Origin of the sequence: Microbacterium proteolyticum (assembly GCF_014192415.1) — a bacterium.
Lineage (GTDB): Bacteria > Actinomycetota > Actinomycetes > Actinomycetales > Microbacteriaceae > Microbacterium > Microbacterium proteolyticum.
Genome location: NZ_JACHXY010000001.1, coordinates 846,252 through 871,105 on the forward strand (window position 1 = coordinate 846,252; position 24,854 = coordinate 871,105).

Here is a 24,854-nt window from a genome sequence, read left to right on the forward strand (position 1 = left end):
TCGGCCAGACCGAGCCTCCTACGCTCCCCGCTGGCGTCAGTCGAGCAGGCTGCGGATGTCGTCGGCGGTGAGACGCGGACCGCCCGCGAACGTCGCGCCGCCGCCGTCGGCACCCCCGTCGAGGACGCGCGAGAAGAGGTCGGCCTTGGCCTCGCGCAACGCGACGACCTTCTGCTCCACGGTGTCGGAGGAGACGAGTCGATAGACGATCACCGGACGCGTCTGGCCGATGCGGTGCGCCCGGTCGATCGCCTGGTCTTCGACCGCGGGATTCCACCAGGGATCGAGCAGCACCACGTAGTCGGCCTCGACGAGGTTGAGGCCCACGCCGCCCGCCTTGAGCGAAACGAAGAAGGCGGGGTCGTCGCCGTCGCGGAACCGGTCGATCTCGGCCTGACGGTGCGTGGTGGCGCCGTCCAGGTAGCCCGACGAGACACCCGCATCGGTGCACCGCTGGCGGGCCGCGCGCAGGAAACGGGTGAATTGACTGAGCACGAGCACGCGGTGCCCCTCGGCCGCGGCTTCCACCAGCAACTCCTCGAGAGCGTCGAGCTTCGCCGACGGCGCCTCGCCCTCGTCGACGAGCGCAGGGTCGAGGGCGAGCTGACGCAGCATCGTGAGCGAGCGGAAGATCGCGAAGCGATTGCCCTCGGCATAGTCGTCGAGCAGACCGAGCAGGCGCTGACGCTCGCGATGGAAGCGGCGGTCGTAGAGCTTGCGGTGCGCGGGATGCAGGGTGACCTCGACGATCGTCTCCTGCTTCGGCGGTAGCTCGGAGGCCACGAGGTCTTTGGTGCGCCGGAGCAGGAACGGACGGATGCGCCGCCGCAGGAGGTCGAGCCGCGCCGCGTCGGAGTGCCTCTCGATGGGCGTGCGGTACAGGGTGGTGAACGACTCACGGGTGCCGAGCAGGCCCGGCGCCACGAGCGAGACCAGGGCCCACAGCTCGAGCAGGTTGTTCTCCATGGGCGTGCCGGTGATGACGAGTGTGAACGGCACCGCCAGAGCGCGGGCGGCTCGGTAGCCCCGGGAGGACGGGTTCTTGATCTGCTGGGCCTCGTCGAGCACGAGTCCCGACCACTCCACGTCGCCGTATTGTTCTTGCTCGAGCCGGAAGAGCGCGTAACTGGTGACCACGACGTGCGCGCCCGCGACCACTTCGGCGACGCTCGTCGCCCGCCGCGCCCGTGTGGCCGAGATCACCCTCACGTCGAGATCGGGGGCGAAGGCAGCGCACTCGCGCGCCCAGTTGCCGACGACGCTGGTCGGCGCGACGATGAGGAAGGGCGCCATGTCGGGATCAGCGGCGCGGGCCACCTCCATCATGGCGATGGTCTGCACGGTCTTGCCGAGTCCCATGTCGTCGGCGAGGATGCCGCCGAGGCCCTGAACCCGGAGGAAGTGCAGCCAGTCGAGACCGGTGCGCTGATAATCGCGCAGGGTCGCCCGAAGGCCCACCGGCGGCGCGACGGGTGCGAGGGAGGCCTCGTCGGTGAGACCTCGTACCCGCAGCCACCATTCCGCCTCGTGGGCCGCGAGCAAGCCGAGTTCGGTCAGGTCGTCCCACAGGCCCACGTTGTAGCGGTTGAGCTTCAATTCGTTCCCGGGCCGATCGGCGAGGGTCCGGGCCTCGTCGATCACGGCGCGAAGCCGGTCGAACTCCGCCGTGTCGAGGCGCACGTACTCCCCGTCGCCGAGGAACAGCACCCGGTCGCCGAGCGCCAAAGCGGTGTACAGGGCGGTGAAGTCGACCTCGATGTCGCCGACGCTCACCCGCGCGTTCAGGTCGAACCAGTCGCTGCCATCGTCGTCGCCGGTGCTCAGCTGCACCACCGGGGCCTCCGGCGCCGCCCGATAGGGCAACTCCTCACCGGTCAGCTGCACCCGGACGTCTGCCATCGCTCGAAGACGCGGGACCCCCTCGACCACGAAGACCGCCGCGGCAGCGGGGGCCAGAGCACGCGCCGGCGCCCTCCCCGTGTCGAACGGCCCCGGGATCTCGATTCGCAGATCGTCGGCGAGGCGTGCGACGGCAGCCCAGACGGCCCGCTCGTGTTCGTCGTGACGGCGACCACGAGTGGGCGAGCGATCCCAGCTCGTGGCAAGCGTCGTCGACTCGTCGCGGTGCTCCACCACGACCTCGAGCACGGGGAGAGGCGCGACCGGCACCTCCACCGTGCCCTTGGGCGAGACCACGGGCGCGTCGAGCTGTAGTCGCGGGAGGTACTCCCGCAGGAACATGTCGGAACCGCCCTGGTCGATGGTGAGCGCGCCGGATCGTGCGAGCAGACCGCGCACGGGCCCCGCCGCGGGCGTCGACAGGCGCGCGAGGGTGATGTGCTCGCCCTCTCCGTCACGGTCGGCGACGAAGGCCACCGCGACCACCGGGTCGCCCACCACCCAGGAGGGGAGGCCCGCGGTCTCGTCGTCTATGCCCTGGACGACGCCGCGCACGTGCAGGGTCGAGCCCCTGCGGTCCAGGGCGACGGCGACCGTCGCCGCCTCGTCGACGACCCGCACCGGGTGATGCGCACCCGCCGCCGACACGAGGGGAACGCCGGCGGCGACGACGGCCTCGAGCTGCAACCACAGCGAGTGCGGAGGGACGGCGGACAGCGGCATCCATTCGTCGGAGAGGTACGCGCCGGAGCCCGATCGCCCCAGCCGCCCGAGGCTGTCGAGCGCGGCGCGCGCCCGCGGATCGGCCGGCAGGGCCGCGAGAGCCGACCACCCGGCGCGGCCCTTGATCCACGTGCCGCGGGTGCCGCGGACCCCGGGTCGGGCAGTGACGGTGAGGGCGGTGCTGCGGCCGTGCCCTCCGCCCCGGCGGATCGCGAGGAACAGGCAGAGCTCGAAGGCCGGTTCGTCGTCGACGACCGGTGCCGCCGAGAACAGCTCGTCGAGCGACCGCTGCCATTCGGGGCGGGGCGGACGGCCGGCGGAGATCATGCGGTCGAAGAGCACGAGAGCGGCCGCGCAGGAGTGCTCGCACTCGGGACCGCGCCCGCACGAGCACCATCCCGACAGTCGGGAGAAGTCGGCGGGAACCCGGAGTTCGAGGTTCTCGTAGCCCGCCGCGCCGAAGCACTGCGCCGACACGACGAGAACACCGCCGACGGAGCGGGCATCGCCCACCTCGACCGACCCGTAGACGAGGAGGCGATCGGCGCGCATCATCGCCGACGACGAGAACATCTCGCCGGCGATGCTGAGCGCTTCGGGATCCAACCGCATCCCCCCATTGTCGTCGGGGTCACCGACACCCCGGTGCCCACGGGTGCCACGGTGGAGAGAAGCCCCTTGGGGAGGAGCCGGGAAAAGTTACGCTGGAGGGGTGACATCCCTCCACGACACGTCCGTACGCGGCTTCGCGTCCGACAACTATTCCGGAATCCACCCCGACGTCCTCGCTGCGATCACCGCAGCGAACGAGGGCCACCAGGTCGCGTACGGCGAAGATGTCTACACCGCTCGCCTGCTGGAGCTCTTCACGGACCTGCTCGGCGACGGCGTCGAGGCCTACCCGGTCTTCAACGGCACGGGCGCCAACGTGGTCGGACTGCAGTCGATGCTTCCCCGGTGGGGAGCTGTGATCTCGGCATCCACCGCCCACATCAACGTCGACGAGGGCGGAGCCCCCGAGCGCGTGGGCGGCATCAAGCTGCTGACCGTCCCCACCGACGACGGCAAGCTCACCCCCGAGCTCGTCGACCGCGAAGCCTGGGGCTGGGGCGACGAGCACCGCGCGCAGCCGCTGGTCGTGTCGATCACGCAGTCGACCGAGCTCGGCACCCTGTACACGGTCGACGAGATCCGCGAGCTCGCCGCGCACGCGCACGGCCACGGCATGCGCCTGCACATGGACGGCGCCCGCATCTCCAACGCCGCCGCCGCGCTAAACGAGCCGCTGCGGGCCTTCACCCGCGACGCCGGCGTCGACGTGCTGAGCTTCGGCGGAACGAAGAACGGCGCGATGATCGGCGAGGCCATCGTCGTGCTCGATCCTGAAGCGTCCACCGGGCTGACCTACCTCCGCAAGCTCGACATGCAGCTCTCGAGCAAGATGCGCTTCGTCTCGGCGCAGCTGGTCGCGCTCCTCGAGGACGGCCTGTGGCTGCGCAACGCGCGACACTCCAACGCCATGGCGCAGCGCCTGCGCGCCGGTGTCGAGGCGGGGCTCGCCGACGGTTCGATCCGGGGCGTGGAGTTCACGCAGCCGACGCAGGCGAACGGTGTCTTCGCGACCCTGCCTGTCGGTGTCGCCGACCGCCTCCGCCAGAGCTTCCGCTTCTACGACTGGGACGAGCTTCGCCGCGAGGTGCGGTGGATGTGCTCGTTCGACACCACCGAAGACGACATCGACGCCTTCATCGCGGCGATCGCGCGCGAGACCACCGCCTGAGCGCGCCCGGGGGGCTGCGGCATCCGATTCAGGATGCCGCGGCCCACCGTCTCACTCTCCCGCGAGCCAGTCGCGATAGGCGTCGAACGTGCTGTCGCGGCCCAGGAACGTCCGCACGAGGTCGCGCGCATCTCGCGTGCCACCGGGCTCGAGGATCTCCCGGCGGTAGCGCGTCGCCGTCGCGGGGTCAAAGAGGTCGTCGCCGAAGGCCGAGAGCAGATCTCGAGCGATCACGAGGCTCCACTGGTACGTGTAGTAGCACGCGCCGTAGCCGGTCAGGTGTCCGAAGCCGGCGTACGAGTGGGAGCCGTCCAGGGGAGTGACGGGGCTCGCCGCCCGGTAGTACCCGTCGACCGCGGTCTGCAGATCGGCGGGACGGTCGACGTGCAGGCGGTACGACGTCGTCGCGTGACCGAGTTGGCGGGTCACCTCGAGACCGCGACCGAAAGCGTCGGCGGTGCGCATGCGATCGACGAGATCGGCCGGGATGGGCTGCCCTTCGTCGTTCACGGCGAAGGATGCCAGCGCCTCGGCATCCCACGCCCATTCCTCGAGCAACTGACTCGGCGCTTCGACGAAGTCCCACTCTGTCGCGACGCCCGTCCACCGTCCCCACTTCTGGTGCCCGCCGAGGATGTCGTGCACCAGGTGCCCGAACTCGTGGAAGAAGGTCACCACTTCGTCGTGCTCGAGCAGGCCGCGCGAGAAGTTGCACAGCAGCACCGACTCGGGGAGCGTGCGCCCGCTGATGCCGGGCGCGAGACCGAAGCAGGCCGCGTGGTTGTACTTGCCCTCGCGGGGGTGGAGGTCGAGGTGGATGCGGCCCAGGCGTTCCCCCGCTCGGACGACGTCGTAGGTGCGCACGTCGTCGTGCCATGACGGCGCGTCGACGGGCACGTACTGCACGTCGAGCAGGCGTCCGGTGGTCGCGAGGACGCCGTCGAGCACGCGGTCGAAGCGGAAGTACGAGCGAACGACCTGCGCGTCGACGTCGTACTCCTCGCGCTTGAGCGCACCCAGCAGGTACCAGAAGTCGGCGATGGTGACCGCATCGGCGTCGGACGCGTCACGGCGGAGGCGTTCGAGGACCCGCTCGTACTCGGCCGCGGCGGCGGGAGCCGCGGCTTCGGCCACGCGGTCGAGGAACGTCGCCACCGCGGCGCTCGAACCGATCATGCGCGTCTCGGTCTCGTAGTCGGCCCAGTCGCCGTAGCCCAGCAGCGTCGCGCGCTCGGCCCGCCCCGCGAGCAGTTCGGTGAGGACGGGCTCATTCTCGGGCCATGCGAGGTCGTTGTAGGCGCCGACGAGGGCGTGGCGCACCGCCCGATCGTGCGCGTACTCGCGGACGGGCATGAGATCGGTGTACTCGGTGGTGAGGGTGACCATGCCCTCTTCATCGACGGGGTGCTCGTCGATGAAGTCGGCCGGGAGACCCTCGAGTGACGAGGCGGGCACGCGGATCTGACGGCGCCCCTCGCGGATGTTGCGGGAGAACGTCAGCGACAGCTCGGTGTCGCGCTCGGTGAGCTCGCGCACACGATCCCGGTCGGCGTCGGAGAGGTCGACGCCGCCGCGGCGGAAGTCGCGGCGCACGTGGTCCAGCAAGCGCTGCTCGTCGGGCTCGAGACCCGCGGTATCGGCATCGGCATCGGCGAAGACGCCCCACAGGTCACGGTCGAGCAGGCGGCGGGACTGCGCCGCGTCGACGGCCTGCGCCTGCTTCTCAGCCGCGTCGCGCACAGCGGCATCGGGGTGCGACTCGCTGATCAGGTGCGAGGGCGCGGCCGCCTCGGCGAGCGCGATGTCGGCCTCGTTCCACAGCGCGAGGCGCTCGCGGAGGGTCAGACCGGTCTCGGCGATGAGCCGCGCATCGATCGCGGCGACCCGGTCGAGTCGTTCGCGCGGCCGCTCGTCGGCGAAGGCGAGCCACGCGTCAGGGTCGGTCGGCAGGGTGAGGGGTTCGAGCGGGGATTCCGGCATCCTCCGACCCTAGGCAGGGCCACCGACACCGGCAATGGCCCTCCGGGTCAGCGCAGGGCACCCACCGAGGCGAGGGCGAGGCGGATGAGCGTTCCGCGACCGCCCTCCATCTCGTCGGAGAGGGCGTCGGATGCCGCTTCCTGCGGCGACAGCCAGGTGACCTCGAGTGCGTCCTGGCGGGGCTCGCAGGTGCCCGTGACCGGCACCACGTAGACGAGCGAGACGGCGTGCTGACGATCGTCGTGGAACGCGGTCATCCCGGGGAGCGGGAAGTACTCGGCGACGGTGAGCGGCGTCGGGGACGGCGGCAGGAGCGGGAAGGCCATGGGCCCGAGATCGTTCTCGAGGTGACGGAAGAGGGCGTCGCGCACGGTCTCGCCGTAGCGCACGCGGCCCGACACGAGGGTGCGGGTCATCTCGCCCAGCGGCGTCGCGCGCAGCAGGATGCCGACCTGCGTCACCGCCCCCATACCGTCGGTGCGCACGGGCAGCGCCTCGACGTAGATCATCGGCAGGCGGCGTCGCGCCTCAGCCAACTCGACCTCGCTGAGCCAGCCCGGGTTGGGGTTGGGGGTACCGGACGCGCCCGAGAAGGAGGCGCCGAGCGGTTCGCGCTCGTCGCCGTTGTCACCGGGTTCGGGGTCGGGGGTTCGCACGGGCATACCCCCTGTATATCAACCGCCGGTGCCGGATGCCGCGTGTCCCGCGCGGGAAGACCCGTTCACCGGAGCGTGTCTCGGCGCCCGCGGGCTTCGCCGTCGCCGTGGGCGGAGGAGATTCGGGCGGCGGAGGGCAGGGTACCCGGCGAAGCGTCCTCCGTTCCCGGAATCTCCTCCCGTCCGCCCGGGGCGGCTCCACCCGCGCCGCGCCTGGCGGCGATGTCGGAGGGTTTTGCCACAATGGCCGCATGAGCGCGCATCACTCCCTCGATCCCGCCGTCGTGCGCTGGTCGGTGCCCCTCGACGAGCGCGGCGACAGGCCCGTGCTGGTGCTCCTGCACGGCTACGGCTCCGACGAGCACGACCTCTTCGGCCTCGTGCCGTACCTTCCCGATGCCTTCGTCGTGGCGAGCGTCCGCGCTCCGCTGGCGCCGCCCTGGCCCATGCCGGGCGCCTCGTGGTACCCGATCGAGGGACTCGACGGCCGGGATCCCGCGGCCGTGACCCTTGCGGCACGCGGGGTGCTCGCCTGGATCCAGGATGCCGTGGGAGACGCGCCCGTGGGCCTGTTGGGGTTCTCGCAGGGCGGTGCGGTGGCGCTGCAGACCCTGCGCGTGGCGCCCGACGCGGTGTCGTTCGCGGTCGTCCTCGCCGGCTACGTCGCGGGCGGCGAGCTGCCGGGCGACGCCGTCCTGGCCGAGCGGCGCCCCCCGGTCTTCTGGGGGCGCGGCGCCGCCGACGACGTCATCCCGCAGGCGCTCGTCGACCTGACGGCGCAATGGCTGCCGGCGCACAGCGAACTGAGCGGGCGGGTGTACCCCGGGCTGACGCACTCCATCTCGCAGGACGAGCTCGATGACGTCCGGGCGTTCCTCGACGCGCGGCTGGCAGAGAAGAACGCGCCGACCGCCGACTGAGAACCGCGTCCGGAGTGCGGGCGAACGGAGCCTCGGCGGACGAGCAGTCCCCGTCCCTCGCGCGGCTCGACCTCGACCTGCGCCTGAAAGTCGACGAGGAACGACTGCGCGAGTGCGCGCGGTGACGTCAGCAGCCGCCGTCGCCCCCGCCTCCACCGCCGTCGCTGCCTCCACCGCTGCCTCCACCGCTGTCGCTGCAGCTGCCGTCGGAGCCGCCGTAGCCTCCGGCCGTGCCGAACATCACGGCTCCCCCGTCTGCGGTCTCGCGCCGGCGACCCGTCGCGGGCAGCCGTGCGGTGAAGGCGGCGAAGCCGCCGAAGAGCACCGCGAGGATGCCGCCGATCGTGGCCCCCATCACGAGGTTTTGCGATCCGAGCCCGATGGCCGCGCCGATCCCCAGCCCGATGGCGGCGGCGACCAGCACGACCGGAACGGTCGCCCGACGAGGCGATGCGCTGTTCATGCCCCGACGCTAGACCTGGACGATCCCGTCGGCATCCCTCCGCCGGAGGACCCGCGCTCCACCGCCGGGGGGAGCCGTTCCGCGACCGCGAACGTCAACCCCGACCCGATGTCGGAGGTCCGAGAGAGGATGTCGGCATGGCCGACGTGTTGGAGAGATTCGGTCCTGCGACGCAGGACTGGTTCCGCGGCGCCTTCGCCGCTCCCACGAATGCGCAGAAGGGCGCGTGGGAGTCCGTGTCGTCGGGACGCAACGCGCTCGTGGTCGCGCCTACCGGCTCGGGCAAGACGCTGTCGGCGTTCCTCTTCGCGATCGACCGCATCTTCCGCGAGAAGGCGCCCGAAGTCGTCGATGCAGAGCCCGTCCGGCGCGCGAAGCGCTCGGCGCCGAAGGCAGCTCCCACGAACACGCGCGTGCTCTACATCTCGCCTTTGAAGGCGCTCGGTGTCGACGTCGAGCGCAACCTCCGCTCCCCCCTGGTGGGCATCGGTCAATCGGCACGACGGCTCGGCATCGAGGTACCGGGGGTGACGGTGGGCGTGCGCTCCGGCGACACGAGTTCGAGCGACCGGCGCAAACTCGTCACCGCCCCGCCCGACATCCTCATCACGACGCCCGAGTCGCTCTACCTCATGCTGACCAGTCAGGCCGCCGAGACCCTCCGCGGCGTGCACACCGTCATCATCGACGAGGTGCACGCGGTCGCCGCGACCAAGCGCGGCGCCCACCTGGCGCTGAGTCTCGAGCGGCTCGATGCACTGCTCGACAAGCCCGCACAGCGCATCGGTCTCTCGGCGACCGTGCGGCCCATCGACGAGGTGGCGCGCTTCCTCGGCGGCGCACAGCCCGTCGACATCGTCGCACCCAAAGCGACGAAGGCGTTCGACCTCTCGGTCGTCGTGCCGATCGAGGACATGCTCAACCCGCCCCCGCCGCCGGGCTCCCCCGCGCCCGACGAAGCGGCCGATGGCGAATGGTTCTCGGAACGCCCGGAGAGCACCGAGATGGCCGGCTCCGTCTGGCCGCACGTCGAAGAGGCGATCGTCGACCGCATCCTCCAGCGTCGCTCCACGATCGTGTTCTCCAACTCGCGCCGTCTCGCCGAGCGGCTCACCGGGCGGCTGAACGAGATCTACGCCGAGCGGCAGGGCATCGACGTTCCCGATCCGACGGTACCGGCCGCGCAAATGGCACAGGCAGGGTCTTCGGCCGGCGTTCCCGCGATCCTCGCCAAGGCCCACCACGGATCGGTGTCGAAAGAGCAGCGCGCCCAGGTCGAAGACGAATTGAAGTCTGGCGTCCTGCGCTGCGTCGTAGCGACGAGCAGCCTCGAGCTCGGCATCGACATGGGCTCGGTCGACCTCGTCATCCAGGTCGAGGCGCCGCCGAGCGCGGCATCCGGGCTCCAGCGCGTCGGACGCGCCGGCCACCAGGTCGGCGAGGTCAGCCGGGCCGCCCTCTTCCCCAAGCACCGCAGCGACGTACTGCACACCGCCGTCGTCACCGAGCGCATGCTCGCGGGGCGCATCGAGGCCATCTCGGTGCCGCAGAACCCGCTCGACATCCTCGCGCAGCAGACGGTGGCAGCGTCCGCCCTCGGTTCCATCGATGTCGAGGAATGGTTCGAGACGGTCAAGCGCAGCGCGCCGTTCCGCTCGCTCCCCCGCTCGGCATACGAAGCGACCCTCGACCTGCTCGCCGGGCGATACCCCTCCGACGAGTTCGCCGAACTGCGACCGCGCCTGGTGTGGGACCGCGACGCGGGAACGCTCACGGGGCGCCCGGGCGCACAGCGCGTCGCGGTCACCAGCGGTGGCACCATTCCCGACCGCGGGCTCTTCGGGGTGTTCGTGGCGGGAGAATCGCAGAACGCACGGGTCGGCGAGCTCGACGAGGAGATGGTCTACGAGTCGCGCGTCAACGACGTCTTCACGCTCGGTACGACCAGCTGGCGCATCGTCGAGATCACCCACGACCGCGTCAACGTCCTGCCCGCTTTCGGCCAGCCCGGCAAGCTGCCCTTCTGGCACGGCGACGGGATCGGCCGCCCCGCCGAACTGGGCGAAGCCCTCGGCAAATTCTCGCGCGACGTCGCCGGCGCCGAACGGGCGAAAGCCGAGGAGCGCCTGCGAGAGTCGGGCCTCGACGACTACGCCATCACCAACCTGCTGTCGTACCTCGCCGAACAGCGCGAGGCCACCGGCACGCTGCCCACCGACCGCAGTCTCACCGTCGAACGCAGCCGCGACGAGGTCGGCGACTGGCGCATCATCCTGCACTCGCCCTACGGCATGCAGGTGCACGCACCGTGGGCGCTGGCGGTGAACGCGCGCATCCGCGAGCGCCTCGGCGTCGAGGGTGCCGCCGTCGCGAGCGACGACGGCATCATCGCCCGGGTTCCCGATGCCGCGGCCGAGCCGCCCGGGGCCGACCTCTTCGTGTTCGAACCCGAGGAGCTCGAGCAGATCGTCACCGACGAGGTGGGGGGCTCGGCACTGTTCGCCTCACGGTTCCGCGAGTGCGCTGCGCGGGCACTGCTGCTGCCGCGACTGAACCCCAACCGCCGCTCACCCCTCTGGCAGCAGCGCCAACGCTCGGCTCAGCTGCTCGAGGTCGCCAAACGCCACCCCGCGTTCCCGATCATCCTCGAGACGCTGCGCGAGGTGCTGCAAGACGTCTACGACCTCCCCGCCCTGCTGCGCGTGACCCGCCAGATCGGCGAGCGCCGCATCCGCCTCGTCGAGATCACGACGTCGCAACCTTCGCCGTACGCCCGCGACCTGCTCTTCGGCTACGTCGGTGCGTTCATGTACGAGGGCGATTCCCCCCTCGCCGAGCGCCGGGCCGCGGCCCTCTCGGTCGACCCCGCGCTGCTGAGCGAACTGCTCGGCAAGGTCGAGATGCGGGAGCTGCTCGACCCCGAGGTGATCGCCCAGTTCGAACGCGAGACCCAGCGCCTCGACCCCGACCGCCGCGCCCGCGGCGTGGAAGGCGTGGCCGACCTGCTGCGCATCCTCGGTCCGCTGAACGCCACCGAGGTCGCCGCGCGCCTCGACGCCGAATCCGACGCTCTCGGCGAGGCGGAGCAGCACCTGGCGACCCTCGTCGACGACCGCCGTGCGATCCGCGTCACCTTCGGCGGTGTGCCGCGGGTCGCCGGAATCGAAGACGCCGGACGTCTTCGCGACGCCCTCGGCGCGGCCCTGCCGGTGGGCATCCCGAACGCCTTCCTCGAACCCTTCGCCGACCCCCTCGGCGACCTCGTCGCGCGATACGCCCGCACCCATGCCCCCTTCACGACCGACGCGGTGGCCGAGCGCCTGGGCGTCGGGATCGCCGTCGCCCGCCTCACTCTGCAACGGCTCGAGTCGCAGGGGCGTCTGGCCAGCGGATTCTTCCTGCCGGAGGCATCCGGGGGCACCCGCGGCGACGACACCGAGTGGTGCGACGTCGAGGTGCTCCGACGCCTGCGCATGCGCTCGCTCGCGGCGATCCGCGGCAGTGTCGAGCCGGTGCCCCCGTCGGCCTACGCGCGCTTCCTCCCGGTCTGGCAGCACCTCGGTCGTCCGCTCGAGGGCATCGACGGGGTGCTCGCGGTGGTCGAGCAGCTCGCGGGAGTGCCCATCCCGGCGAGCGCCTGGGAGTCGCTCATCCTGCCTTCGCGCGTCGCCGACTACTCCCCCGCCCTCCTCGACGAGTTGACCGCGACGGGCGAGGTCGTCTGGTCGGGTCACGGCACCCTTCCCGGCCGTGACGGGTGGATCGCGCTGCACCCGGCCGAAGCCGCGCCGTTCACGCTGCAAGACCCCTCCGACGCCGACGACCCCGCTCCGGACTCGTTGGAAGCGCGGTTGCTCACGGCCCTGGCCGGGGGAGGCGCGTACTTCGCCTCGCAGCTGAAGCAGCTGGCGGGCGCCGACAACGAGCAGTCGGTCAATGACGCCCTGTGGGCGCTGACCTGGGCGGGGCGCGTCACGAACGACACCTTCGCGCCCGTGCGCACGCTTCTGAGCGGCGGCGGGCAATCGCACCGGGTGGCCCGCCGTGCCCCCCGCGCCCGCATGTACCGGGGTGCGACCATGCCGCGCGCGACGTCGGCTCCCCGCCCGCCCACCCTGGGCGGCCGGTGGTCGCTCCTCCCCGAGCGCGAACACGATGCCGCGGCCCGGGCGACCGCAACGGCGAGCCTGCTGCTCGACCGGTACGGCGTCGTCACCCGCGGCGCCGTGCAGTCCGAGGGCGTGCCGGGCGGCTTCGCGCAGGTGTACCGCATCCTCGCCGGTTTCGAAGAGGCGGGGCATTGCCGTCGCGGCTACGTCATCGAGAAGCTCGGCGCCGCCCAGTTCGCCGCCTCCGCCACCGTCGACCGCCTGCGCGAGTTCGCCGCCGTCGCCGATCCCCCGCCCCTCCGAACGGTCACTCTCGCCGCGACAGATCCCGCGAACCCGTACGGCGCCGCCCTCGGCTGGCCCGCCATCGAGGGCGTCACGCACCGCCCCGGCCGCAAAGCCGGCGGGCTGGTCGTGCTGGTCGACGGCGAGCTGACGCTGTACCTCGAGCGTGGGGGCCGCAGCGCCCTCGCCTTCACCGACGCCGAAGCTCCCCTGCTCGCCGCCGCGCGCCACCTGGCCGAGACGGCGAAGAAACGGCGCCTCGAGACCCTCACCGTCGAGCAGGTCAACGGAGAGTTCGTCTACGGCACCGCGGTCGGCCGCGCTCTCCGCGAGGCCGGGTTCGTCGAGTCGCCCAAGGGATTGACGCTGCGCAAACTCACCGCCGGTGACACCCTGCGGGAGGCCGCCCGTGCCTGACGCGACATGTCGGAACAACCGGATGCCGATGTCGATCGCGGCCGCTGCGCGACAGGAACACCGACGCACCGTCTCCCGGACCGCGCGACGCCCGAAGGCCGCGCATGCCTGAGGGCGACACCGTGTATCGAGCCGCGGCGAAGCTCACCGCGGCACTGGCGGGCAAGGTCGTCACCCGCTTCGACATCCGCGTCCCCGGCAGCGCGACCGCCGACCTGCGCGGTGAGACGGTGCACGAGGTCGGCGCACGCGGCAAGCACCTGCTGCACCGGATCGGTGGCTACACCCTTCACTCCCACCTCAAGATGGAGGGCCGTTGGGACGTGTACCGTCCGGGCGAGCGATGGCGGCGCCAGGCCTTCAAGGCGCGAGCGATCGTGGGCGTGGCCGGTGCCGACGCCGTCGGCTTCGACCTCGCCATGGTGGAGGTGCTGCGCACCGTCGACGAGCACACGGTGATCGGTCACCTGGGCCCCGATCTCCTCGCCGCCGATTGGGACGAGGCCGAGGCCGTCCGCCGCGTGGCCTCCGACGAACGCGCCGCCCACGTGGCGCTGCTCGACCAGCGCAATGTCGCGGGCTTCGGCAACGTCTACGCGAACGAGCTGTTGTTCGTGCGCGGGATCGCGCCGACGACGCCCGCGACCGAGATCGACGTGCAGGCGACGATCGCCCTGGGCGAGCGCATGATCCGCGCCAACCTCCCCCGGCCGGAACGCACCTTCACCGGCGACACCCGCCCCGGGCGGCGCTTCTGGGTGTACGGCCGCGACGGCGCACCGTGCCGACGGTGCGGTACGCCGATCCGTGCGACGAGCCTGGGTGCGTCGGCGACGAGCGAGCGCAACGTCTACTGGTGCCCCACCTGCCAGCCCGGTTGAGCGGCGCGACGCCGGCGCGTGATGGGCGCGAGCGGCGCGATGCCGGAGCGTGATGGGCGCGAGCGGCGCGACGCCGGCGCGTGATGGGCGCGAGCCGCGCGACGCCGGAGCGTGATGGGCGCGAGCGGCGCGACGCCGGCGCGTGATGGGCGCGAGCGGCGCGACGCCGGCGCGTGATGGGCGCACCGGCGGCGGAATGCACGAAGCCGGAGCGACGGCATCCCCTCGCTCCACCGGCCCCGCCTGGGTCAGCCCGGCCGCGCCCGCCGGGCCCGTCGCCTCCGCTTCGGCGCCCGGCCCCGCTGCTTCCGCTGGATCCGATGCCTCCGCATCGAGGCGATCGACTCCCTGAAGCCTGCGTGTCAACCCGCCCGCGGCTACCTGGCCGACATGCGAGAACAAGGGAGACGACACCACAGCGGCAGGTCTCTCGACATCGAGAAAACCGATACCGGTAGGGGCGACGAAGAACCATTCGAGGGAATGAAGGGTACTTCCGACCAGTTGTCTTACATGTCGGCAGACCCGATGACCGACCGGAGGGGATCGTGGGAAAGAACTACATCGACATCGAGAACGACCACGGCGAGACGTTGCGTTATCGCAAGCACGTCAATGGTCGCGGACTCGTCGCGCACGGCGCGAAGGTCCACCCGTCGGCGCTGGTCGAGAACGGCGCCTACGTCGAACCCGGCGTGCAGATCGCCGCGGGTGTTCGTGTCGGCCGTGGCGCCTGGATCGAATCGGACGCCGTGATCGGACCGGAGGCGCACATCGAACCGCACGCGCACATCTGCGCCGGAGCGGTCATCGGCGCGGGTGCCCACATCGGCGTCCGGACGCAGGTCGGCCACAACGCTCGCATCGCGGTCGGTTCTCTGATCGGCGACGACGAGATCATCAACGACGGCGAAGCGGTCGCCACTGACCAGCGGGGGCTGCGCTTGGCAGCCTGACGCCAAGGATGACGAGACCACGACCCGCACGACTCCTCGGAGCGTGCGGGTTTGTTCGTGCCCGGGGCGCTCAGGCGAGGATCGCCAGCACCAGCCCGATGACCGGAAGCGTTCCCTGGATGCTCGCGGGCCGCAGGTATCTGCGCCCCGAGGTGAGCAGCACGAGGGCGGCGGCCACCATGGACCCGAGCGAGAAGATCAGCAGCGTGCGCCCGGCGACATCGCCCGTGCCGTGCGCGATCCACAGCACGATGCCGATGGCGGCGCCGATGGCGAGGAACAGGTTGTAGAACCCCTGGTTGTAGGCCAGCGGTCTGGTGGTCTCGGCCGTCTGCTGGTCGGCGATGCCGAACACCCGCCAGGTCGCAGGCTTCGTCCACCGCACGCTCTCGAGCACGAAGATGTAGACGTGCAGCAGGGCCGCGAGCCCCGCGAAGACGAGCGCGAGAGTGCCGATCACGCGTCAACGCTACCCCCGCGGCTAGCCTGGAACCATGGCGAACGGCGGCGGGTCTCGGGGGCGCACCGGTGGACCCCGTCGCACCGGGGCCGGAAAGCCCCCCGCCCGCGCTCGCGCGAAGACGCCGAAGCGCGACAAGCCGGAGCCGCCTCCCCGCGAGGAACCGCGCGACTTCGTACTGGGCGCGGTTCCGGGTGCGACCCCCGGCAAGTGGATCGGCCTGTGGCGCGAACGGATGCCGCACGTGACGCTCGTGCTGCGCGAGATCGCGGTCGCCGACCAACGCACGGTGCTCGACGACGTCGATGCCGCCCTCGTACGGCTGCCCATCGACGCACCCGACGACCTTCACCTCATCCCGCTCTACGACGAGCAGCCCGTGGTGGTGATGTCGGTCGACGCCGATCTCACCGCCGGCGACGACATCGAGCTCGCCGATCTCGCCGGAGAGATCGTCATCGTTCCCGACGACGACGTGCTGGGCATCCGGGTTCCGGATGCCATACCCCCCGCGTTCGCGGCGCCGGCCGACACCGCGGAGGCGATCGCGACGGTGGCTGCCGGGGTGGGCGTGGTGATCGTGCCGATGTCTCTGGCGCGGGCCAATCGACGCCGCGACGTCGAGTACCGCGTGCTGCGCGACGGGCCGGAGTCCCGCGTCGCCCTCGCCTGGCTGCGTGATCGCACCACGCCCGACGTCGAAGCGTTCGTCGGCATCGTGCGCGGACGCACCGCCCGCTCGTCGCGCTGAGGCGCCTCCTCGACGGGTCGAGTGCGGCCGCGTCAGCCGTTTCGACGTCGGTCGCGCCGCCGTTCCCGCATGAACGCGACCGGTGCAAATGAACGCTCCCTCGACTCCTTGCTGCGCACCGACAGCGTCCATGCGCGGGAGACGTGGCTGCTCGCCAGGCCACGCGAACGTTTCGCCGCGTTTCCACCCCCACCCCGCGCGCGGGCCACACCGCATAAAATCTCCTGGTGACCGCCTCCCTGCTCTACGTCTGCGCCCGCCCGCAGCGTGCTGCGGCCGTGGCTGAATGGGCTTCCTTCCGCGATGGGCTGGGCGTCGGCGACGCCGACCTGGTGCACCACGACCTCGTGCGCGAGCCCCTGCCCGCCGACCTCGAGCGCTTCGCCGCCGTCGTGGTGGGAGGAAGCCCCTTCAACGTCACCGACCCCGACAAGACCGACGAGCAGCGCCGTCTCGAGATCGACCTCGAGCGCCTCGCGATGACGGCCATCGAGGGCCGGACCAACGTCCTCTTCACCTGCTTCGGTATCGGCGTCGTCACCCGCCTGCTGGGCGGAACGGTGACGCTGCAGCACCCCGAAGACACGGGTCCCGCCGACATCGTGCTGACCGAGGCGGGGCGTGGCGACGAGCTGTTCGGCATCCTGAGCCCCCGTTTCGAGGCGCTCACCGCGCACAAAGAGGGCGCCGACAGCGTGCCGCCCGGCGCGACCCTTCTCGCCGAGAACGATGCGTGCCCGGTGCAGGCCTACCGCGCCGGCGCGGGGCTGTGGGCCACGCAGTTCCACCCCGAGCCGACCACCGATGCGTTCGTCGCACGCATGCGGGTGTACCGCGACGCGGGGTACTTCGACGCCGACGCCTTCGACGAGGTCTCGGCGCACGTCCGCACGGCGTCGGTCGAGCAGCCGACCCGCCTGCTGCGCTCGTTCGCGGCTCGCGCCGTCGCCGCCTGATCTCTGCCGGCCCCGACGAGGTGCACGTCGCGATGTCAAGCCCACCCCGCACATTTACCTAGCTTTTCTAGTGTTCTCGATATGAACGCTTCACGCACCTGGCGGGGTTCCGACCTCGCGCGCCAGATCGTCGTCCTGTCCGCGCTGTCGTTCATGCTCATCGCGGCCGTCATCGGCGCGGGCGCTTTCGGCAACTCCGCCGTCGAGGACCAGCAGGGCGGCGCCCTCGACACCGACGGCTCCTACCTCGCCCCCGCCGGCCCCGCCTTCTCGATCTGGTCGGTCATCTACCTCGGACTCATCGTCTACGGCATCTGGCAGGCGCTCCCCGGCCAGCGGACGAATCCGCGCCAGCGCGCACTCGGGTGGCTCATCGCGCTCACGATGACGCTGAACGGCCTCTGGCTCGTCGCCGCCCGCTTCGGCACGCTGTTCCTCACGGTCGTGGTGATCGTGCTGCTGCTCGCCGCCCTGGGCTGGACCTTCAAGGTCGCCGTCACCACGCGCGAGCCGCGCGGCGGCGTGGTCGACTCCGTCCTCATCGACGGCGTCACGGGCCTTCACCTCGGGTGGGTCACGCTGGCCACCGTGGCGAACACCGCGGCTTACCTCACGACCGTCGTCCCGCCCAGCTGGGAGGACGCGGCAAGTGCCATCGGCATCGCCGTGCTGATCGTGGTCGCGCTCATCGGACTGGCGATCGCGTGGCGCAGCTCCTGGCGTGTCACCCCCGCGCTCGCTCTCGCGTGGGGCCTCGGCTGGCTGGCCGTCGAACGCTTCGGCGGCGAGCCTCAGAGCACACCGATCGGCGTCACGGCGATCATCGTCGCCGTCGTCGTGCTGGTACCGCCGGCGGTCGTCAGCCTCTTGCGACTCATCCGCCCCAGCGTCGACTGACGGTCCGACGACGCCCCCACGCGGGAGCCGGAGCCCTCGGTTCCTCGGCATCCCGGGGCGTGAATACTCCGGATGCCGTGGCGGCGTGCGTGGCGCCCGAGCGTGCGCGTGCTCTCGGCATCGGCGGTCTCTGCGTGGTCTCCGCCGGACCAGCTGACGGCGTCAGCTCGCCGTCGTCAACTCCACCACCACGGCCCGCTGCGGATTCTGCACGGGCGGCCGGATGCCGGTCACTCCCAACTGACGCCCGGTCAGCACGGTGTCGTGATGCGCCCACGCCAGGGGCGACTGCGCGGGCTCCTGCACCAGCCCGCCCGGGGTGACGAGGCGCACCCGGTACACGCGATCGGGGTCGAGTCCCGGAAGGCGCACGCGGCCGGCGGGCGAGGAAACGAGTGTGCGGGTCTGCGCGATGGTGAAGAACGCGCGATCGCGACCGGCTGCGACGACACCGCGCACGTCGAGACCGGGGTCGCTCACGTCGGCGTTCACGACACGCCCCGTCGCCACCAACGGCCGCACGCGGCGGGCGAGGGCGACCCACTCGCCCACGAGAGCGCGGTCGTGCTCGTCGAGCGTCGTGAGATCCCACTCGATGCCGAAATGCCCGAACAGGGCCACAGCGCCACTGAACGCGAGCGAGACCGTGCGACCGGTGGAGTGCACGTGCGGGGTGGTCAGATGCATGCCCATCATCTCGGGCGGCACGACGAGCGCGGTGTGACGCTGGTTCTCGAGCCGCTCGACGGGGTCGAGGCAGTCGCTGGTCCAGATGCGGTCGGTGCGGTCCAGGATGCCGAGGTCCACCCGCGCTCCGCCCGAGGCGCAGCTCTCGATCTCGAGCCCCGGGAACGCGGCCTTGAGCTCGTCGAGGAGCCGGTACACCGCGAGCGTGTGGGCGTGCACGGCCGAACCGCCGCCGGGGCCGGTCGCGGCATCCACGAGGTCGCGGTTGTGGTCCCACTTCACGTAGGCGATCGGGTAGGCCCGCAGCACGTCGCTCATGCGCTCGAGGATGAACGCGTAGGCGTCGGGATGCGCGAGGTTCAGCACCTGCTGCTGGCGGGCAGAGGGGGGCAGCTCCTCGCGACCGCGCAGGATCCACTCGGGGTGGGCGCGGGCGACGTCGCTGTCGGGGTTGACCATCTCGGGCTCGAACCACAGTCCGAACTCCATTCCGAGGCCCGTGACGTGCTCGACGAGGGGGCTCAGCCCGTCGGGCCACACGTCCTCGTCGACGTACCAGTCGCCCAGGCCCGCGGTGTCGTCGCGACGATGACGGAACCAGCCGTCGTCGAGCACGAACCGCTCCACGCCGATCTCCGCGGCCACGTCGGCGAGCGCGGTGAGCTTCGGCAGGCGGTGGTCGAAGTAGACCGCCTCCCATGTGTTCAGCGTGATCGGGCGCGGCCGCGCGGGGTGCTGAGGGCGCGCGCGCCAGGTGTCGTGGAACCGCGCAGCGAGTTCGTCGAGGCCGTCACCCCACGAGCCGTAGACCGTCGGCGACGACGTCTCCTCCCCCGGCGCGAGCACGATCTCCCCCCACGCGGCGAGCTCGCCGCCCGCGAGCAGCGACTCCCCCAGCGGCAACCGCTCGGCGAGCACGCGCTGATTGCCGCTCCATGCGACGTGGATGCCGTGCACCAGCCCCGTCTCGAAGCCGAAGCCGGGGCGACCCGCGGCCAGCAGTACCGTCGCATCGGCGCCGGGGCGCCCGCGCCGACTCTCGCGCAGGTGGGTGCCGAAGGTGAACGCGTGACGCTGCGCGGAACGTTCGCGCAGGTGCCGGCCGGTCGTGTCGAGGATCTCGGTCGCCTCCCAGGGCAGCGGGAAGGTGGGCTGCAGTGCCGCGATCACGACGTCGTCGGCGCCGTCGTTGACCACGGTGAGCGCCTGGGAGAACAGGCCCGACGTCTCGACCCGCAGATCGGCACGCAGGCGCAGTGCGCGCTGGCGGTCGACGAGGTGCAGCACGAGCGTGTCGGTGTCGGAGTCGACGGCTTCCAGGGTGAACACCGTCCCCTGCACGACACCGCCGCGCCCGCCCTCGAAGCCGGGAGCACCGGGCCACCCCGCCGCGGCGGTCGGAACGATCGTGAGTCGGGGGGTCTGGTCGATGCCCCCCGAGACGCGCTGCGGACGCGCGGAGACCACCATCGACGACAGGGCATCGGCCCCGAGCACGCCGAGGTCGGGGCCCCAGTGGATGATCGCCGGGGCCGGATGCGCGGCGAGGTCGACGACGATGCTCGTGCCGCCCGCTCGGAGGTGCACCGCCGGAGCGGTCTCGGGTACGACAGCGGTGTGCGACATGGCGTGATTCCTCTCACCGAACGAAGACGTGTTCACCGAGCGATACAGGGGAAGCGGCGCGAAGCTCATCGAATGCGGGGCCGCTTCGACCGCTTTATGTTGATCACAGTCTGAACCCGCAGCCCAGCCGCGCCCGCACGGCAGAGGCCCCGCCCCCCGAGGGGACGGGGCCGCCGAAGGTGTGTCAGAGCGCCGGGCCGACGATCGCGCTGGCACCCGCGGGCACCGTCAGCGACGTGGTGTCGAGCACGACGCCCTCCGCCGTGGCCAGCAGCACCCGAGCGCCGGGGACGACGGATGCCGTGGCCTCGGCGTCCGAGAGGTTCACCACGACGACGAGGTCGCGGCGGCGGAGCTCGTAGACACGTCCGCCCCGGGCCTCACGGGCCTCGGCCGACAGGCCCTCACGGGACGGGTCGGTGAGCTCGGGGCGCTCGCGGCGGAGCTTCGCGAGTTCGCGGTAGAGCCCGAGCAGCTGCGCGTGATCGCCCTCGCCCACCTCGTCCCAGTCGAGCTTCGAGTTCTCGAACGTCGAGGGGTCCTGCGGGTCGGGGACGGTCGATTCGTCCCAGCCCATCTTCTCGAACTCGGCGATGCGCCCCTCGGCGGTGGCCTTGCCGAGCTCGGGCTCGGGGTGCGAGGTGAAGAACTGCCACGGCGTGGTCGCTCCCCACTCCTCCCCCATGAAGAGCATCGGCGTGCCGGGCGCCGTGAGGGTCAGGACGGCGGCCGCGGCGAGACGGTCGTAACCGAGCGACTGCGAGAGCCGGTCGCCGGCGGCGCGGTTGCCGATCTGGTCGTGGTCCTGCGCGAAGGTCACGAGGCGCCAGTTGGGGACGACCTCCGGAATGGGCTTGCCGTGCTTCTCCTCGCGGAACGTCGAGTACGTCCCGTCGTGGAAGAAGCCGCCCTCGCTGACCTTGCGGAACGCTTCGACATCGGCGAAGTCCTCGTAGTAGCCGATGGTCTCGCCGGTCAGCGCGACGTGGGCGGTGTGGTGCCAGTCGTCCGACCATTGCGCGGTGAGCCCGTACCCGCCGGCCTCGCGCGGGAGGATCAGCTTCGGGTCGTTCATGTCGCTCTCGGCGATGGTGGTGAGCGGCACCCCGCGGTGGGCCGACAGGGCGTCGGTGCGCTCGGCGATCTGCTGTAGCACGTGCACCGGACGGTGGTCGAGCAGCGCGTGCACGGCATCCAGACGCAGGCCGTCGACGTGATAGTCGCTCATCCACATCAGCGCGTTCTCGACGATGTAGGCGCGTACCGCGTCTTCGTCGAGGTTGACGGAGTCGCCCCACGTGTTGCGGCTGCCCTCGCGCAGGTACTCGCCGAACTCCGGCAGGTAGTTCCCCGAGGGGCCGAGGTGGTTGTACACGACGTCCTGGATGACGGCGAGGCCCGCCGCGTGCGCCGCGTCGACGAACCGCTGGTACGCCTCGGGGCCGCCGTAGGCCTCGTGCACGGTGTACCAGAGCACGCCGTCGTAGCCCCAGTTCCACGTGCCGTTGAAGCCCTTGACCGGCAGCAGTTCGACGTGGGTCACGCCGAGGTCGACGAGGTGGTCGAGGCGACCGATCGCGGCATCCAGGGTCCCCTCGGGGGTGAAGGTGCCGAGGTGCAGTTCGTAGATCAGCCCGCCCGCGAGTTGCTTGCCCGTCCACGCGGTGTCGTTCCAGGAGTACACCGAGGGGTCGAACCACGCCGACGCCTCGTGCACGCCGCCCGGCTGACGCCGCGAGCGCGGGTCGGGGCGCAGGTCGTCGCCGTCGCCGAGTACGAAGCCGTAGCGCTCCCCGTCGGCGAGGTCGACGGGAGCCGTCCACCACCCGTCGGGGGCCGCCTCCATCTCGACGTCTCCGACGACGGTGTCGCCGCTGTCGTCGAGTCGGCGCAGCCGCACCCGCTTCGCCTTGGGTGCCCAGACGTCGATGCTCATGTGGGTTCTTCCTTCACGCGTGAGTTGTCGTCGCGCGGCGGGGCGGCCACCCCGCCGCGCGCGGGATTACGAGACCAGCAGGGCCACGGGGTACGTCGCCAGCAGGTCCGACAGCGCAGTCGGGCCGCCGGGGTACGTGCGACCGGTGAAGACGTCGGTGACCGGCGTCTCGGGCAGCAGCAGCACGGTGTCGCGCCACCCGCCACGCTCGGCCAGACCCCACGGCAGACGCGTCGCCACGGCCGACACCCCGCCGCGGTCGAAGGCGACCACATGGTCGGATGCCACGCCCGCCGCCTCGAGCGCCCGGTACACCTCGAGGGGGTGATCGCGGCGCACGCGCAGCGCACGGGACGTCACGAGCAGCTTCGCAGCACCCGTGGCGTCCACCTCGGGCGTCGCCGCGCCTGCTGCGTCGATCTCGGCGAGCAGTCGACGTCGCTCGACGAAGTCGACCGCGCGACGGTTGTCGGGGTCGACGAGCGACTGCTCCCACAGCTCGGAGCCCTGGTACACGTCGGGAACACCGGCGCCCACGATCTGGATCAGCTTGGCCGACAGGCCGTTCGACCAGCCCGCGGCCGAGATCTCGTCGACGAACGCGCGCACGCGCTCGGCGGCGGGGCCCGTCGCGGCGTCGACCACCGCATGCATGCGCTCTTCGAACGCCTCGTCCTGCTCCCACCAGCCCGTGACCTCGCTCGCCTCGCGTGCGGCCTTCTCGGCGTACGCGTGCAGACGCTCGCGGTACACCTTCAGGCCCTCGGGAGTGGATGCCGACGCGGGCCACGCCCCGATGATCGCCTGCCACAGCAGGGCGTCGAAGGGACCGTGACCGGTCGAGGCGATGCCCTGGAACTGCTCCAAGCGCGCCGCCCACCGCTCGGGCATCTCGGCCAGCACCGCGATGCGCGCGCGCGTGTCTTCCCCGCGCTTGGTGTCGTGGGTCGACAGGGTCGTCATCGCCAGCGGCCACGACGCGTGTCGGGCGGCCTGCGCGGAGTGGAAGCCGGCGACGTCGAGCGCGAACTGGCCCGGGTCGCCGCCCACCTCGGTGAGCGAGCCGAGACGGGTGTAGCGGTAGAACGCCGTGTCCTCGACGCCCTTCGCCATCACGGGACCGGTCGTCTGCTGGAAACGCCAGGCGATCTCGAGGTCGGTGTCGGCGAGGGCCGGCACGAGTTTCTCGATGACGTCGCCGAGCTCGGGTCGGCGCACCTCGGCCTCGCCCGCGGCGGCGTCGAGGTGCGCGCGGCCGGCGGGGAGGTAGGAGCGGTAGACCGGGAAGCACGCGAGGATCTCGGCGAGCGCGTCCTGCAGCACCTCGGCCTCGAACTCCTCGCGCAGCGGTGCGGGAAGCCCCCGGACGATCCGGCGGATCTCCGACACCTGGATGGAGTCGGCGATCTTGCGCTTGGTGTCGTGGATGAGGTCGTGCCAGCCGGTGAGTGCCGGCAGGTCGCTGCCGGCGCGCAGGCGCGCGTCGAGGGCGTCCAGCGCCGCCTCCCCCGCGGGATCGGTCAGCACGCGGTCGATCTCGGCCAGCGCGTCGTAGCCCGTGGTACCGGCGGTCTTCCACCACGAGGGCAGAGCCTCACCGTGCTCGAGGATCTTCTCCCCCAGCACGTAGCCCACCTCGGAATCGCTCGCCTCGGCCAATGACGCGGCGAGCCGGTCGAGGTAACCGCCCGGATCGACGAGGCCGTCGGGGTGATCGACCCGAAGGCCGTCGGCGAGCCCTTCACGCACCCATCGCAGGATCTCGGCGTGCGTGGCCTCGAAGACCTCCGGCAGTTCGACGCGCACGCCCGCGAGGGTCGTCACGGCGAAGAACCGACGGTAGTTGAGGTCCGCCGCCTCGTCCTGCCAGAAGCGCAGCTCGAAGTTCTGCGCGTCGAGCAGGGCCCGGATCGCGTCGCGCGACCCCGAGGCCGCGGCATCCGTCCCCGTGCCCGGTGCGACCGGGAAGACGTGGTCGTAGTACCGGATCAGCCCGTCGGGGGCGTCCGCGGCCGGGGCGGGGTCGTACGAGATCTCGTCGATGACGGCGTCCAGATGATCGCCGAGAACCGGCACGCGCACCTTGCCACCGCCGAACTCCCAGTCGATGTCGAACGCGGTCGCGTGCGCCGAGGCGCGGCCCTGGCGGAGCACGTCCCACCACCACGCGTTCGTGCGGGGTTCCGACACGCCCATGTGGTTGGGCACGATGTCGATCAGGATGCCGAGTCCCTCGGCGCGCGCGGCTGCCGCGAAACGGTCGAGACCGGCAGCGCCGCCCCGGGCCGGATCCACCCGCGTGACGTCGACGACGTCGTAGCCGTGGTCGGAACCCGGAGTGGCCTCGAGGATCGGCGAGAGGTACGCCCACGAGACCCCGAGGTCACGGAGATAGTCCGTGACCTCGGCGGCCTGGTCGAGGGTGAACGATTCGCGGATCTGCAGGCGATAGGTCGAGAGCGGATGCCGCAT

The 24,854-nt window shown here is 71.5% G+C and carries 16 protein-coding genes; 8 read left to right on the forward strand and 8 right to left on the reverse strand.

The window, feature by feature from the left end; translation table 11 throughout:
• Positions 1–36: 36 nt before the first annotated feature.
• On the reverse strand, positions 37–3,234 hold the full coding sequence (locus tag FHS07_RS03955) for a DEAD/DEAH box helicase (protein WP_183418567.1): 3,198 nt from the start codon (positions 3,232–3,234) through the stop codon (positions 37–39).
• A 100-nt stretch (positions 3,235–3,334) separates the two neighbouring features.
• On the opposite strand from FHS07_RS03955, the gene FHS07_RS03960 reads away from it, so the two are divergent.
• Positions 3,335–4,402, forward strand: a complete 1,068-nt coding sequence (locus FHS07_RS03960; RefSeq protein WP_183418568.1) for a beta-eliminating lyase-related protein — start codon at positions 3,335–3,337, stop codon at positions 4,400–4,402.
• A 51-nt stretch (positions 4,403–4,453) separates the two neighbouring features.
• On the opposite strand, the gene FHS07_RS03965 is transcribed toward FHS07_RS03960, so the two are convergent.
• Positions 4,454–6,382, reverse strand: a complete 1,929-nt coding sequence (locus tag FHS07_RS03965; protein ID WP_183418569.1) for a M3 family metallopeptidase — start codon at positions 6,380–6,382, stop codon at positions 4,454–4,456.
• A 47-nt stretch (positions 6,383–6,429) separates the two neighbouring features.
• Complete coding sequence (locus FHS07_RS03970) at positions 6,430–7,044, reverse strand: DUF4916 domain-containing protein (protein WP_183418570.1); 615 nt, start codon at positions 7,042–7,044, stop codon at positions 6,430–6,432.
• A 245-nt stretch (positions 7,045–7,289) separates the two neighbouring features.
• Here FHS07_RS03970 and FHS07_RS03975 point away from each other — a divergent pair, with 245 nt between their 5' ends.
• A complete protein-coding gene (locus tag FHS07_RS03975) occupies positions 7,290–7,958 on the forward strand; it encodes an alpha/beta hydrolase (protein ID WP_183418571.1) in 669 nt (222 codons plus the stop codon).
• 127 nt (positions 7,959–8,085) lie between these two features.
• Here FHS07_RS03975 and FHS07_RS03980 read toward each other — a convergent pair whose 3' ends face one another.
• Entirely contained in the window at positions 8,086–8,421 is a 336-nt protein-coding gene (locus tag FHS07_RS03980; protein ID WP_183418572.1) for a hypothetical protein, read from the reverse strand.
• Positions 8,422–8,558: 137 nt separating this feature from the next.
• Here FHS07_RS03980 and FHS07_RS03985 point away from each other — a divergent pair, with 137 nt between their 5' ends.
• The 3 genes from FHS07_RS03985 to FHS07_RS03995 all read left to right on the forward strand — a co-directional run bounded on the left by FHS07_RS03985 (position 8,559) and on the right by FHS07_RS03995 (position 15,069).
• On the forward strand, positions 8,559–13,232 hold the full coding sequence (locus tag FHS07_RS03985) for an ATP-dependent helicase (RefSeq protein ID WP_183418573.1): 4,674 nt from the start codon (positions 8,559–8,561) through the stop codon (positions 13,230–13,232).
• Between the two features lie 104 nt (positions 13,233–13,336).
• Positions 13,337–14,113, forward strand: a complete 777-nt coding sequence (locus FHS07_RS03990) for a DNA-formamidopyrimidine glycosylase family protein (RefSeq protein ID WP_183418574.1) — start codon at positions 13,337–13,339, stop codon at positions 14,111–14,113.
• Positions 14,114–14,661: 548 nt separating this feature from the next.
• Positions 14,662–15,069 (forward strand): transferase, encoded by a 408-nt coding sequence (locus FHS07_RS03995; protein WP_055959412.1) that lies wholly within the window; start codon positions 14,662–14,664, stop codon positions 15,067–15,069.
• Between the two features lie 70 nt (positions 15,070–15,139).
• Here the strand turns inward: FHS07_RS03995 and FHS07_RS04000 are convergent, their stop codons facing one another.
• Complete coding sequence (locus FHS07_RS04000) at positions 15,140–15,529, reverse strand: DUF1304 domain-containing protein (RefSeq protein WP_425488141.1); 390 nt, start codon at positions 15,527–15,529, stop codon at positions 15,140–15,142.
• Positions 15,530–15,563: 34 nt separating this feature from the next.
• Between FHS07_RS04000 and FHS07_RS04005 the strand changes: the two genes are divergently transcribed.
• The 3 genes from FHS07_RS04005 (at position 15,564) to FHS07_RS04015 (ending at position 18,133) form a co-directional block, all read left to right on the forward strand.
• Entirely contained in the window at positions 15,564–16,280 is a 717-nt protein-coding gene (locus FHS07_RS04005) for a LysR substrate-binding domain-containing protein (RefSeq protein WP_183418575.1), read from the forward strand.
• A gap of 227 nt (positions 16,281–16,507) precedes the next feature.
• Positions 16,508–17,236, forward strand: a complete 729-nt coding sequence (locus tag FHS07_RS04010) for a glutamine amidotransferase-related protein (RefSeq protein ID WP_183418576.1) — start codon at positions 16,508–16,510, stop codon at positions 17,234–17,236.
• Positions 17,237–17,317: 81 nt separating this feature from the next.
• Positions 17,318–18,133 (forward strand): tryptophan-rich sensory protein, encoded by an 816-nt coding sequence (locus FHS07_RS04015; RefSeq protein ID WP_183418577.1) that lies wholly within the window; start codon positions 17,318–17,320, stop codon positions 18,131–18,133.
• 162 nt (positions 18,134–18,295) lie between these two features.
• Here FHS07_RS04015 and FHS07_RS04020 read toward each other — a convergent pair whose 3' ends face one another.
• The 3 genes from FHS07_RS04020 to treY all read right to left on the reverse strand — a co-directional run bounded on the left by FHS07_RS04020 (position 18,296) and on the right by treY (position 24,854).
• Entirely contained in the window at positions 18,296–20,446 is a 2,151-nt protein-coding gene (locus tag FHS07_RS04020) for an alpha-galactosidase (RefSeq protein ID WP_183418578.1), read from the reverse strand.
• A gap of 184 nt (positions 20,447–20,630) precedes the next feature.
• The gene (treZ, locus tag FHS07_RS04025; RefSeq protein WP_183418579.1) at positions 20,631–22,382 is read right to left on the reverse strand and encodes a malto-oligosyltrehalose trehalohydrolase; all 1,752 of its coding nucleotides are present in this window, start codon (positions 22,380–22,382) and stop codon (positions 20,631–20,633) included.
• Positions 22,383–22,448: 66 nt separating this feature from the next.
• A complete protein-coding gene (gene treY, locus FHS07_RS04030; RefSeq protein ID WP_183419393.1) occupies positions 22,449–24,854 on the reverse strand; it encodes a malto-oligosyltrehalose synthase in 2,406 nt (801 codons plus the stop codon).